The 19,219-nt window shown below is 59.9% G+C and carries 11 protein-coding genes and 1 pseudogene; 4 read left to right on the forward strand and 8 right to left on the reverse strand.

From position 1 onward, the window contains the following. Nucleotides 1-43: 43 nt before the first annotated feature. The 5 genes and pseudogenes from drmB to AC1MEQ_RS05125 all read right to left on the reverse strand — a co-directional run. Nucleotides 44-1,864 carry a DrmB family protein gene (gene drmB / locus AC1MEQ_RS05105; protein ID WP_479794545.1) on the reverse strand — a complete coding sequence of 607 codons (1,821 nt, stop codon included), beginning with the start codon at nt 1,862-1,864 and terminating at the stop codon, nt 44-46. After that, the gene (locus AC1MEQ_RS05110; protein ID WP_479794547.1) at nt 1,845-5,030 is read right to left on the reverse strand and encodes a helicase-related protein; all 3,186 of its coding nucleotides are present in this window, start codon (nt 5,028-5,030) and stop codon (nt 1,845-1,847) included. The genes drmB and AC1MEQ_RS05110 overlap by 20 nt, the downstream gene beginning before the upstream one ends. Then, a complete protein-coding gene (locus AC1MEQ_RS05115) occupies nt 5,027-6,538 on the reverse strand; it encodes a nuclease-related domain-containing DEAD/DEAH box helicase (protein WP_479794549.1) in 1,512 nt (503 codons plus the stop codon). Before AC1MEQ_RS05115 ends, AC1MEQ_RS05110 begins: the two co-directional genes overlap by 4 nt. Nucleotides 6,539-6,540: 2 nt before the next feature. Continuing rightward, entirely contained in the window at nt 6,541-9,672 is a 3,132-nt protein-coding gene (locus AC1MEQ_RS05120; RefSeq protein ID WP_479796064.1) for a DEAD/DEAH box helicase, read from the reverse strand. Between the two features lie 1,290 nt (nt 9,673-10,962). Continuing rightward, a pseudogene (locus AC1MEQ_RS05125) lies at nt 10,963-11,268 on the reverse strand (hypothetical protein); the annotation flags it as partial. Nucleotides 11,269-11,979: 711 nt separating this feature from the next. On the opposite strand from AC1MEQ_RS05125, the gene AC1MEQ_RS05130 reads away from it, so the two are divergent. After that, complete coding sequence (locus tag AC1MEQ_RS05130) at nt 11,980-12,579, forward strand: TetR/AcrR family transcriptional regulator (RefSeq protein WP_479794550.1); 600 nt, start codon at nt 11,980-11,982, stop codon at nt 12,577-12,579. On the opposite strand, the gene AC1MEQ_RS05135 is transcribed toward AC1MEQ_RS05130, so the two are convergent. From AC1MEQ_RS05135 to AC1MEQ_RS05145, 3 genes are read right to left on the reverse strand one after another with little or no spacing between them, the layout of a single operon-like run. Next, nucleotides 12,562-14,814, reverse strand: coding sequence for a cytochrome P450 (locus tag AC1MEQ_RS05135; RefSeq protein ID WP_479794552.1), 2,253 nt, complete (start codon nt 14,812-14,814; stop codon nt 12,562-12,564). The two genes, AC1MEQ_RS05130 and AC1MEQ_RS05135, sit on opposite strands and share 18 nt — an antisense overlap. Before the next feature lie 23 nt (nt 14,815-14,837). Then, nucleotides 14,838-16,058 (reverse strand): serine hydrolase domain-containing protein, encoded by a 1,221-nt coding sequence (locus tag AC1MEQ_RS05140; protein WP_479794554.1) that lies wholly within the window; start codon nt 16,056-16,058, stop codon nt 14,838-14,840. Nucleotides 16,059-16,116: 58 nt separating this feature from the next. After that, entirely contained in the window at nt 16,117-16,929 is an 813-nt protein-coding gene (locus AC1MEQ_RS05145) for an SDR family NAD(P)-dependent oxidoreductase (protein WP_479794556.1), read from the reverse strand. A gap of 223 nt (nt 16,930-17,152) precedes the next feature. Between AC1MEQ_RS05145 and AC1MEQ_RS05150 the strand changes: the two genes are divergently transcribed. The 3 genes from AC1MEQ_RS05150 to AC1MEQ_RS05160 are packed head-to-tail and all read left to right on the forward strand — an operon-like array spanning nt 17,153 to nt 19,218. Beyond that, nucleotides 17,153-17,491, forward strand: a complete 339-nt coding sequence (locus AC1MEQ_RS05150; protein ID WP_479794557.1) for a hypothetical protein — start codon at nt 17,153-17,155, stop codon at nt 17,489-17,491. 11 nt (nt 17,492-17,502) lie between these two features. Next, nucleotides 17,503-17,904 carry a hypothetical protein gene (locus AC1MEQ_RS05155; RefSeq protein ID WP_479794558.1) on the forward strand — a complete coding sequence of 134 codons (402 nt, stop codon included), beginning with the start codon at nt 17,503-17,505 and terminating at the stop codon, nt 17,902-17,904. Nucleotides 17,905-17,961: 57 nt separating this feature from the next. Further along, nucleotides 17,962-19,218 (forward strand): MFS transporter, encoded by a 1,257-nt coding sequence (locus AC1MEQ_RS05160; protein ID WP_479794559.1) that lies wholly within the window; start codon nt 17,962-17,964, stop codon nt 19,216-19,218. The last annotated feature ends 1 nt before the right edge of the window (nt 19,219 follow it).

The following is a 19,219-nucleotide window of genomic DNA, read 5'->3' on the forward strand; positions in this document are numbered from 1 at the left end:
ATCATACGAAACATTTAGTAGTCCGGCTGCCAGCACCCTGGAGTCACACTGCACCGGTTCGCGTCATCTTCCGTGCCGTACGAAGCGCATGCTCGAGCAACCCTGGCACCTCGCCCCCTCCCAGGACCAGTTGGCGGTCTAGGAGGCGGTTACCTGTTTCACACGAAGTCTCACTAATTAGTACGCAGCCGTGGCACGCAGAGAGGTTTAACTGAGCTGCCCCTTGCCTATCGCTTTCGATACAAACGGGATCGTTTGAACATACGTCTGCGTCGTCGAGTGCGGCCAGGAGTAAGGGGAGCAGCAATTTTGGTTCCCCGAGTCGCACGAGCCCACCGAGCGTACCCTGGGCGTCGCCAGCCGCGGTGAAAATAAGGATGCCCGCTGTTCTGTCCCTCCGGTCCGAATTAGCGTAGATCCGTTCTTGCAATGAAGCGGAAGCGTAGCCACTTGCGAAGGCAAGTCGTCGGATGAGGAGGTGTGCGACGGTATGCAGAGCGATGAACCTCGGCTCGGGCACGTCGAGCCTTTGTGCCCACTCCGATTGAACACGGCGTTCCATTAGGATTCGTGCCCTTGCACGCACACCAGGTTCAGACTCCCAAGCTGAAAGGATGTCCTCGTCAAACTGGAGAAAAATACCCTCACCGAACAATTCAAGGGCTGGGTATATGGGCCTATGCTTTGGGTCTTTATCCAGGTCAGAGCGGATGAATTCCGCCTGAGGGCTGTAGCGCCGAAACCCCCTTAGCGCCCGGACCTCGCGCACCCGCCGCACCTGACCAACTCCGGCTAGCGCGACTGGGGCGGCACCAGCAACCTCGCCAAGTCGATCGGAACTCCAACCATCAACAACGAAGTCGCCTACAGACCTATCTCTCCCCCCACTGATCTTCTTCACAAACGCGGCCCACTCACCGTCTTTCAGCTCGGACATGTGAGGGCCTGCATCCGCATCTTCGGAATCCGCAGCGGCAAGTACCGTTTCCACATCCGCCCCAATTTCCTCCGCAATCCACTCGGCGATTTGTTCGGATTTCGGCCCGCCGTTGTCATCAACGAGTCGTTGAAAAAGGTCATGCGCACGCACCCTCTCAAGGAGTTCCAAGGACCGCGACTTCTCCTCCGGGATGTCAAGCGCCGACACCCTCTCCGCAATGTAGTTACCTGTTGCTCCGCGCTGAACGGCAACTAGATGTGATTCGCAAGTGTGCACCACCGAGTTTTCGTCCTCCCATGGTTGTCGACCTCCACAGCGGATTCCGTCTCGGAGAAGAGATTCTTTGCCAACGAGTTCTGCCATAGAGCGGGACCGCGAACATTTCCCGCAGACAACGCGCAGCGACGCGAGGCCCTCTCCGTGCTTGCTCGAGCGCTCGAATCGGAGTTCTCTGTACGCGCGACAAAAGCGGACGGTTTCAGTAACTCCTTCATCGTTGCCACGGTGAGCCCACATGAACCATGGGATGTCCTGAACGTGGCTGCCATTCTCGCAAACTGCGACATAACGCATGGGCACGAGGGCACCTCCACAGTCGCACTCGTTTCTGAACTTGCCTTTTACGGTTCCGGTCAGTTTCGAGAGGCGGCTGCACCGCTCGCAAAAGCGCCACGCAGGGAACCGCCAATAGAGAAGACTCGGCGTATCGTTGCCCGCGCGACCAGCATGAGTTGGTGCTTGCTTTAGAACACCGCCGCCAAGCTGAGCCACAAGCCGATCACAAGTGATCTCGGATAGGGCTTTTCGTTCCCACCAAGAGGTATCCGGCGCGATTAGCGATTCGCCTCGTATATCGATAATGGCGCCAACTCCGAATGGCGAGACAGTTTCCGACAACCGGAGGTCATGCTTTATTTTCTGCACTGGTTACCTCTCGCAGGGGTTCCTGGACTTCAACAGCGACAACGGGCTCCACCGATCTCATGGAATCACCGACGAGCCAGCCAGAGCCAGACTCTCCGAAGCGCTTTAACAGGCTCGTCTCAGAAGAACCGGTTTTGCGCTCGTACCGAAGGGGCTCGCCAGCGGCCCGCGCCAGACCAGCAGCATGATCCCATTCACGGAAGAGTTCGCCCACTTGTTGATCTACGTCGGCACGTTCCTGCTCGTCCGCTCGGCCAACAAGTTCTAAAAGGCGTCCCACCAATAGATCCAAACGCTTCTTAAAAACCTCGTCCGAGAGGTCAAACCGCGCAGCCGATGCGTCGCCTTGGAGTTGTGGGAAGGAATGACGGACTAGTGAAACGAGGGCCCCGGCCAACGATCTGTCTCGGGATGAGAGCGACCAGGGAGTCACACTAGTTGGTTCGACGTTCCGATATAGCGTTTCGTGGTAGCCGCGAAAAGTCTCAAAATGAGATCGGTCTCTGGCCCTGTTCGATCGGAAGAGTGTTGTTACTATTCCGTTGACCGCACCCCTTCCAACACGACTCGTGGCCTGTATATACTCCGCCGTCGTCCTAGGCTGCCCGACCATGAGCATTAGCGCGAGACGCTGTACGTCTATACCGACCGAGAGCATGTTGGATGACAGAACAGTGTCCACAGCATTGTCCGATTTGTCGATACTCACATTGAGTAAGCGCAAATCGTTCGGCAGTTCTTCAGGCCCTCTCCTGCTCGTCAGTTCCAGAATCGACGATGCCCGTACCTTTCGAAGTTGCATTCCAGCTCTTTCGGCCCGCGTTTCAAGACGACCGTTTATATCGTCCAACAACAATGCGCCTGTTCGTCCCAATTCTCGGAGGCTATTGTGATAGAGAACTAGCGTCCAGTACGGGTCTAAGAGATCTGTGACTTTCTCCAGAGACAGGACCCCGGGGATTTCCAAGAGCGGCGCTGTAGCTGCCACTAGGGCAGTAGCCTGGGATACGCTCTGGGGCATCAAACCCACAAAGAGCCGGCCTTCACCATTTGAGACGGGCTGAGCGAAAAATGTGGTGTCGCCATCTAAACCAGCCGGTGGGTACAGGGCCACGTCCCTTCCGTATAAACCACGGACTTGTTCGTTGGACGCACGGATTGTTGCCGTGGAGGCGACAATCTTGGGCGGAGGCCCCTCCTTGCTCAGGAGAAGTTGAATGACCGCGTCAAATACGGCAACCGTCGTGCCGAGGGGACCCGCGAGGAGATGCAGCTCATCCTGGATGATTAAAGTCGGTTGCCTAAACGCGGTTCCAACACCCAGCAACCGGCTGGAGCGTTCGTTGAACTGGAGTCGGGCGAACTTGTCAACTGTAGCCAGAAGGAATGTCGGCGGGTCATCGTAAAGCGCTTCATCGACTACGGACATCGGCAGCTCTCGAGACGCAAACTCGCACTCGCTGTTTACGCAGGAAAAAACTACGTCATTGCCAGTCAGCCGCGGACCGTAGGCCTGGCGTGTGAGGTCCTTCTCCTCAGGAACGAGCTCCGTCAAACACCAAGGACATTCTGTTATCTGGAATTCGTTAGCTTCCCTTGGGTTGCGTGCTTTATAAAGACGTTCAAGCGAATGTTTGGCATCTTCACGCGTGCCCGGCGTGGCATCGTTCCCAACCCACAGGCCGATTGAGAAACGCGCCATTCCGCGCGCGCGGGAGTCCTTCGTACGCAAGAGCTCCATAGCACAGATGAGCGAGGCTGCACGTTGGAACTGCTGGGATGTCAGCAATCGAAGGGTGTAACGCGTGATCACGGCGGTGCCACCGCCCGCTTGACCGTGTCGTAATCGCCGTAGAAAGATCACTATGGCAGCTAGCCCAAGATAGGCTTCGGTTTTGCCTCCGCCCGTAGGAAACCAGATAAGATCGACAATTTCACGTTCGGGGTCTCCTTCGTCAACTGAAGAACCTAGTGCAATCAGGAGAAAACCAAGCTGGAATGGACGCCATGATGGGACAGGATCGACATTTCCTCGATTCATCGCAGCTCGGCGCATCTGGAGCCGCATAGCCGACATACTCAAGGCGAACGCTATCCTAAGTTTCGCGCTCTCCTTGTCTGCAAGCAAACAAACTCCACGCCTCATACGCGTTGCTGCAATTTCGGCACGGTCTGCAATGCTGCGCGCATCATTGCCAAGCCCTTCAGCCATGAAAGCTTGTTCGTCCGTCCACCCCGAAAAAGTATCGACGAACTCTCCGAGCACCGATGTCACTCCATGAGGATCTTCCACAATCGTTCCGAGGAAGTTTAAGTCCAACGCTTGGGCCGCGGCCAGCGAGAACTCGGCCCCTCCAACCTGTTGGATTGCTGGCACCACAAAGTGCGGCACAGGATCCAAGTAAACGCGCGTGCATCCGGCAGCCTCATCGGCGTCCCAACCGGCTGACATGCCGTGGCCGACGGCGAATACTTTACGATCTCGGTAACGGAGCCTCAGCTCTCGGGACTCCGGATCGACCTCGATCGAGCTAGAGGCATCATATTCAAGGAATTGGCTGCCCTCCGGCGGGCGTGCTGATAGATCTACTTGAAAAAGCATCAACGGTATATCTTCTCGATCGTCGCCCGTCGAAGTGGCAAGAATGCGTACATGCACGGTAACAAGCCATGCCGCACCGTAGGGCCGCCATCTCGATCCGACTTCGACTGGAAGGACACCCAACTCGAATTGGTGCTGCTGTTCGTAGCGTCGGCGAAGAACGATGTCCGGGATATTATGCCCCGTGCGCTCCCACCGTCGAGGTCCGTCGTCTTCTATGGATGAATAGGTCGCTGCTGAAAAGTCACAAACAACCGATTCTTGTTCGACTACGAATGAAATAGCGGCGGAAGAAGGCCTCCATTCTTCCGCCAGAGCAGCCGTCACGTCGCCCTCTTCTACGTCGCCCTCCTCCACATCAGCCGAGACGAATTCTTTGGGATCTCCTTCGCCTGCCACAACACTTCCTACCGGCGCGGCTACATCGTTGCTCGGAAAGAGCATTCCCACGGCATATTGGAGAGACGGCCGATTGAACAAGACCTCAGAGACGCCTTGCTCCGGACCCATATATGACTTACGGATATGTGCGAGAGCTGCTGCCTGCGGGGGCGTGAGCGTCATCCTCGGACTCCTCTGCTGTGCTCCAGCCTCCGGAGCCGCTTCTTATCGGCTGACGTTGCAACAACGTGTAGCGACACGCGCGCACGAGTGACCGCGACGTAATAGGCAGCAATGGCACTGTCATCGAATTCGGTAGGCAATTCGCAGACGATAACGTGCTCAGCTTCGAGCCCCTTCGCGGTACGAGGGCTCAATACGCGGATACCGTCTACGAGTTCGTCAAGTTCACCGGACCTCGAGGTCAGTACGACCCAGATATCCCTTGCCGGGACTCCACTCTCCTTCAATGACTTAGCAAGGTCGATTGCAGGATTAAGAGTCGAGCCGTCCGGAACCCACTTCCACTGGATGCGTTCGCCATTGACTATGCCTGGATCGCCGACGTCGGCGTCCAAGTACTCTTGAACCATGTGCACGATCGCCCGTGTGTTGCGGACATTCAAACTCAGGTCGTATTCAATTGCTTCCCCCTGGACCAACTCGTAGACATCTGGATCAAATCTTCCGTCAACGTGGGCCTGATTATTGGGATCTAAGAACATGCGCCACCTTCCACCAGCGCGACCACCAACTATTAGCCGGTCAAGAAGATCCATGGCATCAGTGAACATTAAATCCTGTGCTTCATCGATCAGAATCACGTCGAATTTGCCTTCGGGGATAAGTTCATCGACAGGGATGATATCGACACGACGTCCTGCAAGTAGCGGCTCAAAAAAACCCCTCAGTCCGGGAGACCGAAAGGTTACTAGTACAGATCTTCCTGCCTCTGCCTCTTGCTTTGCAGCTTCAGCCAAAACGACCGACTTTCCAGTCCCTGCTCCTCCGAGAACGATGATCCGCTGGTTCTTGGCTAGACCGGCAAGAACCCGAGCCTGGTCTGCGGTCGCGACATTCTGTTCATCAATGACTGCGCCGCGTTGTGCATCGATAACCGGAAGACGGGAAAAGGCGCCGAATAGACGTGCTCTCACGTCCTCGATCCTTGCCCTTCGCAGATGACGCTGCGGCGTTTGGGCAGACTCGGCAATAACGTCGAGTGCCTCTACTAGCTTCACGCTCGACATAGAGTCTCTGGCAAGCCAATGCGTAGTTTTCCACTCCGGCGACGATGGCGGTATTTCGATATCCGGCGTTATCGTGATCGCTTCTGTCGCGAACCATCCCAGTCCGTCTTCATGCAATATGTTCCTGAGTGCGAACATGGCGGAACGAGCCTGTTCCATTGGGGACGTAGCGAGACGATGAGAATCGCCGTTGCGGTCGATCGTGTACCAATTTCCCTCGAATTTCTTGACACCCCCACCCTTAACTTCAATAACAATGGTCACGCCCTTCCAAAGCACAATGAAGTCCGCTTCAGCGATCTGCTTATACGGGTGCGATCGGAGCTTGATGGAGTGAAATGCAACTGCATCGGGATGGGGAAGCGTATGCAGCAAACGAGCAACACGACGTTCCGCTGAACTGACAGAGGTAGCCTCAATATCTTGGAGGTCAGGACTCAAGATCACGATTGTTGCTCCTGCCAAAGTTCCTCGTACTCGCGGTACCCGAGCAGGTTGTCAATGTCGGCACTGCCAAAATTATCGGCCATGTCAACAATGAGACATTCCTCCTTGCCGCCGTTGCGCGGCCCCCGAAGCCCCCGACCTGCCATTTGGATGTAGGCGTTAGGACTAAAGGTTGGCCGCGCGATGTACAGAGCTGTAACACCCGGAGCATCAAATCCTTGAGTCAACAAGTCGCAATTTGTCAGCACCTGGACCTCACCGCTTTTGAAAGAATCGATCAAGTCTCGACGCTCTTGCCTACCGGTTTGACCGCTTACGGAAGCCGCATCTATTCCCCGGAATCGGAGAGTGGCAGCTAGAACTTGTGCTGATAGCACGTTGGGAGTGAAGACTAAGACCGACTTTCCCCTCACTCTGTCTAGGCCGCGGATGCTTTCCACCAGGTTGTGCATCCGATTGTGGTCCGCAGCAACTTTGTCGAGGACGGTCCCACTGATGCGTTTAAGGCGCATGGCTTCGTCGGTCTCGGCAGCACTGAGACTGACCTTGCCCCCACCTAACACCTCATGCTTGACACGGGCCAAAACGCCGATTTTGACCAATTCTCCATATACGTCTTGATCCTCCCTAAAGGCTTGGAGTGAGTTATTTCCGAAGCGCGCCGCGAGCGCTTTTGTCGATTCTCGCGACGTGCCCTTGAACGGTGTTGCTGACAGCCCCACGAGCGGTCGCTCCCAAGCGCGCCCGCTGACTCCCAACCAGCTCAATATTCGTGTGTACCGTGACGAGATTCCGGCGACGTGGCCTTCGTCCACAAACACCGCTGAAGGCCTGCTGAGCCACTCATAGTCGGTTTGATCGGGTCGTTCGAGAATGGCCTCGAGTTTGGCATCGGTAGCAACGATGATGCTAAATGCCGTGTCCGGTTCATGTACTTCGTTTGTATCCCAAAGTCTCCCGATCGCCATCGGTTGGTCGACTTTCTGGTCAGTGCAAAGGCCTCGCCACACTGAATTAAAAGTTTGGACCGCTTGCTCACACAGTTCTTGCGATTGCGCTATCCAAAGCACCGGGCCGACAAGTCCACCGTCGATAAAAAGCTGCAGTATGGTCTGCGTTGCGACACGTGTCTTCCCCGCTCCTGTTGGAAGTACGACCATTGCTTTCGAGCGGCGGCCGTCGCGCTCCTCAGTCAAGACGTTCCGCAGTTTCAAGCTGATGTCTCGCTGATAGTCGTGGAGGGGGTTTAGTATCGTCGCGCCGGGAACTAGGAACTCAACATCCTGCCTCTCCGACCTCCGGCCAGCGAACTCCGGGCCGAACCCCATCTTCCGGAGCCATGAGATAGTCGCAGCTCCGCCCGCCCATTGGGTAGGGACGTCCGGGAAGCCCTCGCGGCGGAACAAGTCCGCAATCTCCCGAATAGAGTCTTTTCCGTATACAGAGAGGAATAGCTCGGCAACGGATGTTTTGGCGGATACAAGTCCCTGCGCTGCTAGACCGGACCACAGTCCTCTCGGCAGCTTCTCGCGCAAATCGTCTGGACCAAAGTACACCTCTAATCGTTCGACTTCATTTGCGGCCGCGAGAGCCTCCTCACGTAGCAGCTCAAGATGATGCTCAAGTCCAACCTTTAGGACACTCTCGATGTCAGCATGGTTTAGGCCGAGTTCAAAGGCCTCGCTGACAACGCGAAGTGTCGCATGTTCGTCGAGGCTCGTGAGCAAGGAGAGCGAGACACCGTCGCGAAAGGATTGTAATGACTGAGGCTCAACGCCCTCATCAGTAGTGACCCACTTCGCGATCGATTCTGCTCGTGTAATGGTCACACTTGAAAGGTCTTCGCCGACCTGCAGCGTGCGCAGACCCGTGAAGACATCGAGCAATCGCTGCGGTTCGTGAGGCCCATCGATGCGCATGGAGAACGTAAAGCTGTCCTCGAATTTAAGGCAACCCACCATCTTAATTAGGTAGTCAGCCTGTTCCTCGGTTGCAAGTAAGAACGGTCGCTGGTGCTGCGCGAGGTATTCGCGCTGTTCCTCGTCTGTCGCTACATAAACGGTCTTGGTAGGGCGCGCTTCGATTATTCGTCCCACCCTAGCCGGCACCTTCGGTGGCCTAATGTCTGGGTAGGCAACCGGAGCCGCGTTAAGGATAAAATCTACAAGCAATCCGTCGGAGAAGGAGGGCGGCAGCAGGTCTACCTCCAGCGCCTCCTGAAGAACTGATGCTGGCGCCTGGCTTAGCTCGTTAGGCAGTCGGAGAGTATCGACCACGGTGCGAGGCCCCTCGAAGAGCGGCAATAGATCCTTAAATTTCACGAGTGACGGCGCTACCAGCTCCCCCACCCGGCGAAACCCTCGGCTGCTACGCAAAATTCCTGCTTGGTCAACTGCCCAACGCAAGGGCGACTTCACCCTGTGGGTGATTCCAGTGGCTGCGTCTTCGCAATCCCACGGAGCATCCCCGAACTCCAAGAGGCCGCGTGTCCACATCTCACGCATCTGATGGCTTGCACCGCTGTCCTTCAGAAGTAGGAGCACCGAGAAGGGCCCCGGGGAATCGCCACCGCTCGGGTACAACGAGATTCTTTCGATCGGCCTTTCCCCGGGCGTAAGTCGCCCATTGAGCTCCGCCAGGACCCAGTCTCGGTAATCATCGGCCGCGAACTCGTCTTCGATGGAAAAAGCACGTTTTGGCGCATCAACGACGCCCAATTCGTGGGCCAATGCCGGGAGGCAACGTCTACGGTCCAGTTGGAATTGTCTATACGAATCCGGAGCGTCCTCATTGAGGTCAACCACTTGCTGAGGCCAGTGCCACCCGCCCTCACACGTCGGCACCAGAACGGCCGCATTCGAATTCGCACGAACGACTCCGATCGCTTCCTTCAAGGGAACGTCGAGGGCTGCCTCCCAAAACTTATCTTGGAGATCGGTGGCTGAGCCGGATGTGAGTACGCTGAGCCGGGCGGCAAGTACGGCAGCAGGATCGAGGTCGCGGAATCCTACGCTGCGCAGTAACCGTTCAATTTCGGGAATCGCCAAGAATTCCGGGGTAACAAACACACCGCCTTCTACTTCAAGGTCGTCTGCCTGCTCAAGAAATACGAGGTTCCGTTCACTCATGGATCGCACACCGTCAGTCGTCGGAATTACGCGGGCTTTGTCTGCCTCCTCCATATTCCTATTCGCCGAGACGACCTTAAAAGCGTTTCCGGCAGACTTGACGTCTGGGCCTTCCGCCCATTCTCTAAGCCAGGTAAGAACCCCTCGCTTGGGTATTGCTTCGAGAGCACGCTTTAGGTCTCGTGTGTCATCGAACCGAGTCGGTTCGTCACTGACTGCGAAAAGCTGTCGAAGGCGTGCCACACGCTGAGTCGATCCGTAGCACCGCCAGTGCGGCACGTCCCCTGACGTGTTAGGCGATTCGATCCAGGCCCGATGTGCAACGTCCGAGATCCTCCACTCAGTCGTCAGATCGAGCGGACGTAGTTCCGTCGGTTTGCAAAGCGAACCGGACCCGTCGGGGATTAGCCTTCCAGAGACGACTAGCGGTGGTACAAGGGCACAGAGTACTTCGTCTCCAAAGTAAGTGGCTTCGCGTCCGCGCGCCGGTAAGTAATCAAGATGCGCAGCAGGATCCTCCTTAGTGCTGAGGCGTGGTAATACTTCGACAAAAATCTCCGCGAGTGTGGCCAAAATTTCTCGGTTATAGCCGTTCCGTAGGATCGTTGTGCGATCATCGTTGACACTCCACGGTGCATTGAAGAACGCAGTGGCAGAAGTTTTGTCCTGCAAGGGGAAATAACTCCAGAATTGACCGACTCTAGTTCCGGAGTCTCCGCTATCGGCGTTTGCGCTCCGTGGTTTCAGAGGGACGGCCACGCTCACCTTGATTTCGCTCCTGGACACCGCCTCGCCGACCTCGCGCCGAGCCTCAGGACTCGGTCGATGCATTCGTTCGCCTACGAACCACTCTTCCCCGCTGCCGTCTGGCCGCTCGATCTTGTACCGACCGCCACCTAGATCTCGGGATAGATGACTCGTAGTGAAGCCATTCTGGCCAAGCACAGTTAATCTAACCTCGCGGACCGCGCTAACAAAAAGTAGAAACTCTGACGAAAAGTTTTCCATCTCGCGGTGCAGATGGTCCGCGTTGCTTAAGTTGGGCAGCCGGACGATCGTAGTCGCCCATTCGGAAAGCTCACGGGCAATTGGATCGCTCGAGATGACACTCGACGCGTTCAACAAAGTAGCCGTGCGGAGTATGGGCATTCGCGGTACCGCGGCGCCGATGTTTTGGATTCCGATTCTCGCCTGGGTCGAGTTGAACTCGAACGATACGGATCGACTCAAAACCTGAGGCGAGTCCGTCACGGCTAGTACAGATTTGAAGCCGAGACCGAACCGACCAATCTCATCCCCGCGCTTACCGCTTAGATGTGCATGCGTAATGGCAACTAGACCATTTTGAGTGAATGGACGACCGGAATTTGCGCAGTACAGGGTGCGGCTTCCAGTGTCCAAAACCATCTCGACTCGGCCGACATCCTCAGAGTCGCCGTCTGTAGTCCCGCCCATCGCATCGGCGGCATTCTGAACGAGTTCGAGCAGAGTTCGGTTTGCGTAGCCACCAGTCCTTATCGACTCTTCATGATTCGCGTGCTCAGTTATCAATGTGGGCTTCGCCTGATATGCGGCAATCGCGCTTTGGAATTGCATCTCTATCTCGTGAACGAGCGCGTCGTTTGGCGTCCATTCCGTTGTTTCTTGCGGCAAGTAACATCCCCCCCGGTAGTGACTTACTCCACAGTACCAAGCGGTTCCGACACAAACAGAGGGCAACACCGGATCTGAGCAACGACGGGCTCCTGATGCCGAACGATTTCGATCTTCACTACGGATTTATCTGCGGGTGGGACCTCTTCGACTGACATCATGACGAAGCAACAGCTGAGGATCAGCACGGGGGGCCAAGTCAAGCACGCGCCCGATAAGAACTGGCCTTGCTGCCCGACTCTGGCACCGACCCTATTCGCTCACAGAAAAGAGGACATCGAATCTGAGATAATTCTTCTCTCTCAAGCGACAATGCGATTCGCAGGAATAACCCTCCTCGTAAGCAAATTCCGTTGTTGCCGTGGCTGTCCCAAATGCGCCCCGCAACGCCTATCAATTCAAACGATTCACGCTCGTCGTCCGCTATTCTCACTGCATATCTCCCGACCCATGCGATCGACTCGGCGGTGTACTCGGAATGTATGGAAGTCGCTGACATCGTTGCCAGCAACGGCCGGAACGGCCATAGACGCCAATCAAGGAATGAAGTTGTCGTGCCAACGAGCGCGGAAAACGGATGGCCCGAGAAACTGCACCATCCCCACCCTGCCCTCCTATAGAGTCTGGGTAACGATCGGAATCCAAGGAGTGTGAATGACCGCCCCTACCCAACGGGCAGCGTCCAAGACGGCCACTCAGCAGCGGATCGTGGACGCCGCCTTCACCCTTTTCCGGCAGCACGGCTATGAAGCCACGACGATGTCGCAGATCGCTCGCCAGGCAGAAACCAGCCGCCCCAACCTGTATTTGCACTTCGCTTCGAAGACGCAAATTGTGCTGGACAGGATGAAGTCCATCGAGCCCAGCGCCACGGCAATGTATGACGAACTTGGCGGTCTGAGCACGTTTACCGCGGACAGCATGCTGGAGTGGTTGCGTTCGACGGGTAAGGACATGTGGTCCAGCCACAGCGCAGAATTTGATGCCATCAACCGTGCCACCGCGACCGATGACGAGGTGCTGGATGAGTGGCTCGGGCTGCACCGACGGATCAGCTCCCGTCTAGCAGAGCGTCTCAAGCCGGAACTGGACGGCGATGGTCGCGCGGAGTGGGAGACCTATTTGACCACGTTGCTGGTGGGGCTGGAACGCAATTTCTATTTCATCTACATCAGGGGCCACGCAGAGCGGGAAGAGTTCGCCCTGCGTGGCCTGGCCCGGCAATGGGCCGGTTTTCTAGGCGCCCAAGACTAAGCGCGGGCAGGTCCCGTTGGCCCGGGAAACGCAGATCATCATCGTTTCGCTGGCCTCCTGTTCGGACTGGCTGAGGATCGAGTCCCGGTGATCAACTTCGCCCGAAACCACCTGCGTCTCGCAGGTGCCGCAGGTGCCTTCCTCACACGACGAGATCGTTGGTAGGCCAGCCCGTGCAGCAGCTTCGAGGATGCTCTCGTCCGCGCCAACGGTGACCGTCGTACCACTGGCAGCGAATTCGACCTCGAATGATTGGTCGGGTTTATCGCGGTGGATGGCCTTGGGGGCGAATCGCTCCAGCCGCAAAGCGTCCTTGGGCCAGTGGCCTGTGCTCCTCTCGGCGTTGAGCATCATGGATTCCGGACCGCAGGCATACACCAGGCAGCCCTCCCGGGGCTCGGCGAGCAGTCGCTCGATGTCCAGGTGCCCGACCTCTTCCTTCGGGTAGAGGTGGACCCGATCGCCGTACTGTTGGAGTTCGTCGAGGAACGCCATGCTGGATCGTGATCGTCCCGCGTAGTGCAGCTGCCAGTTCGCACCCTCACGTACGGCCTGCCGGATCATCGCCAGCATCGGCGTGACGCCCACTCCCCCGGCAATCAAGACGTACTCCTGCGCCGCGGAGACGCGGAAGTTGTTGCGTGGCCAAGACACTGTAACTGCCGCACCGGGGTGCAGCGTGCGGTGGATGCCCGCCGACCCGCCACGGCTGTCCTCCTCGAGCAGCACTCCTATCCGGTACACCCGGTCATCGCCCGGGTCCGAGGAGAGCGAGTACTGGCGCACCAATTCCCGACCATCCTCCGTGGCCACATGGACGTCGATGTGCGCCCCGGCCTTCCACCGGGGAAGCTGCCCGGAATCCGAATGGGCCAGGGAAATGGCGGCCACCGTGTCGGAGGCCCGGCAGCGGGCGGTGACCTCCAGGTTGAGCGTGCGCACGGTGCGGGCGCTGTAACGCTGGACGTCGTCGACGTCCCAACTGACCTGCAGGGAGCGCCGGATGGGCAGCAGCGGCATCTCCAAGAAGTCGACCTGCTCGAGGTGGTCGGGACGCAGGGACGGCAGGCGTTCAAAGAGGACCTGCAGACCGGTGGGCCCCTGGACCCTCGCGAGTGGGTTGCCCAGGCAGGTATGGCGGCCCGCAGTGAAGGCCAGGTGATCGGTCGGATTCGGCCGGTGGATGTCGAACTCGAAGGGGTTGGCCACGTGCCCCGGATCCGTGTTCGCCGAGGCGAGCGCCACGAAGATCATGTCGCCCGCCGGGATATCGACTCCGGACAGTGTCACCGGGCGGGTGGTCTTGCGCGAGGTGAATGTGGATGAGGGCCGTCGCCGGACGGTCTCCTCGAACACATTGGCCCACAGTTCGGGTTCGGCCAGCGCTTCGTCGAGGGCCTGCGGGTTCTGCGCCAGGAAGACCACGGCGTTGGTCATGGCCTGGGCGGTGGTGTCGGTTCCAGCCGCGGAGAACTCGGCGACGTGCAGGGCGATCAGCTCGGTGGGCAGGCTGTAGCTGCCGTCCTCTTCCTTGGCCGAGGCCATGACCGAGATCAGATCATCGGCGTCGGACTGCCGACGCTGCTCGATGATCCCACGGAGGACCCGGTTGGATTCAACGAAGCGGTCCCACACCTGCGATTTCGTCGGCTCTTCCATGGGCGCGTGCGCCGAGGAGAGCACCTGGAAGAGATCGTCGCGCAGGCCGCGCAGCAATCCGTCGTACGAGTAGTCCAGATCCAGCAGTGCCATGAGCGTCTGGGTGGTCAGTTCGAGGGAGTACTCCTCCAGCAGGTTCGCCTGGCCCTTGTGCTCGAGCCGATCGATGATCCGGTGGGCACGTGCCTCAATTTCCGGCCGCAGGCGCTCCATGCGGTCCTTCATGAATCCGCGTTGGGCGACGGTCCGGGAGCGGGTGTGATGGGGAGGGTCCATCCCCACGATCATCTTGGCGACCAGCTCCGGCGGGTAGACGTCGTGGTGGCGTTCGGGCACGTCGGCGGCCGAATTCGCTGCCGACGAGTAGGTCTGCCAATCCGAGAGGACCTCCAGGCAGTCCTCCTTGGTGGTGGCCACCCACGCGTGCAATGGGGCGTACCAGAAAACAGGGGTCTCGTCCCGGAATTGAGCCAGGTGGGCAGCGGGATCGCGGTAGTAGTCATCACCCGTGACGTCGAAGCCGTGGGCCACGGGGCACCGTCCGACGGGACGGACGTCGTTATCGGTGGTGGTCATGATGGAACCTTTCGTACGACGGGTCAGCGGTTGGTAACGGCCGAGGCCGCAATGGTGGACAGCTTCTGGAAACGTGCCACGTTGTCTGCTTCGTCCATCACCCCGGACGAGAGGAAACTGAAGCTCACCTCGGACACGGGATCGACCCACAGCAACGACGATCCGGCGCCGTAGGAACCAAAGGTGCGTGGCGAGACAAACGGGCCGAAGAAACGTGCATGCGTGCCGGACCCGGCGAGGGCGAAGCCGAGGCCCATGTTGCCCGGAGGCAGGTCCCAGTTGCGGGCGCTGGCGACCATCCCGTACAGGTCGTTGATCTGTTCGCCGGTCTGGTTGGTGGTGGCGAAGTCCAGCACCGATTCGCCAAAGAGCTGCTCGCCGAAGGCCGTGCGGCCACGGTTGCGCAGGAATTCGGTGAAGGTAAAGACGTCGTCGATGGTCGAGACCGCGCCCACCCACGGCATTTCCGTATCGGGACGGTCGATGACGTCGTTCAGGACCTCGATGTCCTCCGGCTTGAGCCAGGAGTCATTGGCAACGATGACTTCCAGCGGCACACCACGTTCCTTCCACTGTTCGGGCATCCCGAAGCGCGTGGTGTTCATGCCGATCGGTGACAGCACCTTCTCCTGCATCAGGTCGCGGAAGGAGCTGGCACCGTAGGCCCGGCGGGCCATTTCGCCCAGGATGGCGTAGTTGATGGCGGCCGAGTAGTTGAGATTCTCCCCCGGTTCATTGACGACGTCCACGGAGCAGAGCGCTGAGATGACGTCCGCCAACACCCCGAAGCCCTCGGGCCCCAAACCGGGGTTGGGGGTGGCCGGCATGCCGGCACGGTGGGTGAGCAGGTGGGCGACGTTGATGCGTTCCTTGCGAGCCGCGCGGAACGGTTCGGTGCCGAAGAATTCCGGTATGAGGTCAACGACGCGGGTCGACAGCATTAGCTTGCCCTCGGACAGGGCCCGCATGACCAGGACGTTGGTGAAGCCCTTGGACATGGACAGGATGCGGTAGACGTCGTCGTCCTGCGTGGCGCGACCGGCGTGGCGGTCGGATTGCCCGTAGGAGCCCCGCAAAGCGATCTCGCCGCGGCGGGCCACGATCACGCTGGCACCGTAGTACTGGTCCTCGGCGATGTCCTGGCGGATGGTGTCATCGAGGACCTGGAGGAATCGTGGCTCCATTCCCGTGACGGTGTTGATGGTGGTGGAATCATTAATGGTGGGGGAATCGGTACTGGTCATGCGTGTTCACCTCGGGAAGCGGAAGGGCTGGGGATGGGTCTGAAACGTCGGCGGCCGGTCAGGACGTCATGACGGCTCCACCGGAGGGCGAGAAGACCTGTCCGGTGTAGTGCGCCGAGTCGGTGGAGGCGAGGAACGAGATGGTCTTCGCGATCTCCTCCGGTTCTGCGAGCCGCTTGAGGGGCTGCAGGGAGAGCAGTGCCTGGACGTGGTCGTCACCGGACGCCGTGAGCATCCCGGTGTTGATGCCGGCCGGGGCCAGGGCGTTGACGCGCACGTTGTGGGGCGCCAGTTCGGCAGCCAGCGCCTTCGTCATCCCGACCACCGCTGCCTTGGAGGCCGGGTAGTAGGCCGGCATCGGCAGCCCCATGAGTCCGGCGACCGAGGCGAAGTTGATGATCGAGCCGCCGGCGCGCTTGAGCAGCGGTGCCGCGGCGCGGATCATGTAGAAGGTGCCGCTCAGGTTGATAGCCAGCACCCGGTCGAAGTCCTCGTCGGTGACACCGGAGAGGAAATCGGGGTGGTACGCCTCGCCCTTCTTGGCGGCGGCAAGCATGTCGTTGTTGATGCCGTCGACCCAGGCCTGCTTCTCCCGGTTCGGCGTCGCCACCCCGGCGGCATTGACCAGGATGTCGAGCCGCCCCTGCTCCTGCCCGACCCGTTCGAACAGGGCCTGGATCGCCGCCGAGTCGGAGACATCCAGCGCCACGGGGGTGACCGAGTCGTGGCCCGACCAGGCGGCGTCGAGCGCCTCCGGCCGGAGGTCCACTGCATAGACGCGTGCGCCGGCATCGGCCAGGGCCCGCGCCCCCGCGGCCCCCATCCCCGATGCGGCTCCGGTAACGACGGCGACGTGATTGGCGAAATCCATATTTTCCCTCGACAGACATTGAGAACGCTAGTGAGCTGCGTTACAGCCATGGCCTCACTCTGTCATCGCACTAGACAGTTGTCTAGTGAGTTTTTTACGCTCTTTCTCAAAGGCGGCGATGCCAACTGCTCATGACCAACCACCCCTTGTCGCCCGGCCGGGCACCTGCCAAGCTATCTGCACCCACATCGTCGTGGGCCCTGCACTGCGGAAGGAACATGCCATGGAAGGTTACGCAGTCGAGGTCAGCGGGGACGATGTCACCCAGGCCATCCACGCCGCCCGTGAACGACTCTCGGCATCACACACGATGAACTCCGTTTTGGAGGACCAGGATGCGGACGAGCCGCAGATCCGCGAGAGCGTCGCTCGGGCCGTCGAACGTTTCGGCGGCTTCGCTCCCGAGTCCACCGGCAGGGTGATCGCCGGCTATGCCGCCGAGCTGACGGCAGTGGGTGCCATCAGCCGTGCTGCCACCGGCGAAGCACCGATGGAGGCCGCCGATCTGGATGCCCTCGGCGAGCTGCTCCACCGCATCTTCAACGGACTGTTCGACAAGTAGCCATGCCACCCGTGGCCAACGACCCCGATCAGGACACCCTTGCCGTCCGTTTCCTGCGCTACGAACGGATCCAGAAGGTCTGCACCTACATCGGCGGTGGAATTGGCGGCGTGCTGGTTGTTGTCGGGTTGAACGGCACCTCCATCGCCCATGCCCCGCAGTGGCTGCATGCGGTGCTGATCACCGCCGTCGTGCTCTCCGCAGTGTTCCTGGGCCGCGCCTACATCGGCTACCTCTCCGCGCAGTTCCACCTCGCCCGGGAGCAGAAGACCGGCGACCTACCCGACGACCGCGGCGTCGCCGACCTGGACGGGTGCGCCTATCCCACCGGCGCGTACCGCAGCTACTGCATCGCCATCGCCCTGTTGGCCGTCGCGGGGGTCGGCTTGCTCGCCGCGGTCTGGTGGCCCTAGCGCATCCGATGACCCGTCGAGGCTGCGCCGGGTGGTCGGGCCACATACGGTAGGACGGTGACGCCCACACCCTCGAATGCCGCCGCCGTAACCGGCCCCACCCGGACCAACCGCCGCGCCCGCCTGGCGGTGTCCCTGCTGTTCCTGACCAACGGCGCCCTCTTCGCCAACATCCTTCCCCGCTATCCGGGCATCAAAGAGGATCTCGGCCTGTCCAACGCGGCGTTTGGGGCCGCCGTCGCAGCATTTCCCCTGGGAGCGCTCATCGCCGGGCTGGCCGCCGCGTCGCTGATCCGTCGCTTCCATTCCTCCCGGGTCGCCGTCGCCGGCACGATCCTCACCGGCACCGGTGTCCTGCTGGCCGGCCTGGCCCCGAGCTGGGCGATGCTGGCCGGCGCGCTCTTCCTGGGTGGTGCCATGGATGCGATCACCGACGTCGCCCAGAACTCCCACGGCCTGCGCGTCCAGCGCGCCTACGGCCGCTCGATCCTGAACTCGTTCCACGCCGTCTGGAGCGTCGGCGCCATGATCGGTGGCCTGCTCGGCGGTGCGGCCGCCGGACTCGACATCCCGCGCGGCATCCACCTGGCGATCTCCCTGGCCGTGTTCAGCGCCGTCGCCCTCATCGCCCTGCCCCTGCTCCTGCCCGGCGCCGAACCGCGCCGGAGCACCACCATCGACCCCGATGACGCCACAGCAGACGAGGCCGTCCCATCGCCTGCGCGCCTCTCACGGCTGCGACTTGCCGGAATCCTCACGGCGCTGGTGCTCGTCGCGATCGGCGGCACGCTGGTGGAGGACGCCGGTAGCTCCTGGGCGGCAATCTATCTCCAGGGATCCCTTGGGGCCATCGCGCCGGTGGCCGCCCTGGGCTTCGTCGCCCTGGTCGGCTGCCAGTTCATCGGCCGCATGATCGGCGACCGGCTGGTGGACCGGTTCGGCCAGCGTACCGTCGCCCGGACCGGTGGCGTCCTGATCGCCCTCGCCTTTGGGCTGGCTCTCGCCTTCCCCAGCGTGCCGAGCACTATCATCGGCTTCGGGCTCGCGGGATTCGGCACCGCCACCCTCGTCCCCGCCGCGATGCACGCCGCCGACGAATTGCCCGGCCTCCGTCCCGGCACTGGCCTGACTGTCCTGGGCTGGCTGATGCGCCTGGGCTTCCTGTTCTCCCCGCCGATCGTCGGGGCCATTGCCGACCGCACGTCGCTGGCCACCGGACTGCTCGTCGTACCGTTGGCCGGATTGCTGGTCCTGGCCTGTTCGGGTGTGCTGCCAAAGCAGAGTGCGGTGGACAGGCCCTCGACGCGGAGTTGAT

The sequence above is a fragment of the Arthrobacter sp. ASL1 genome, assembly GCF_056680475.1.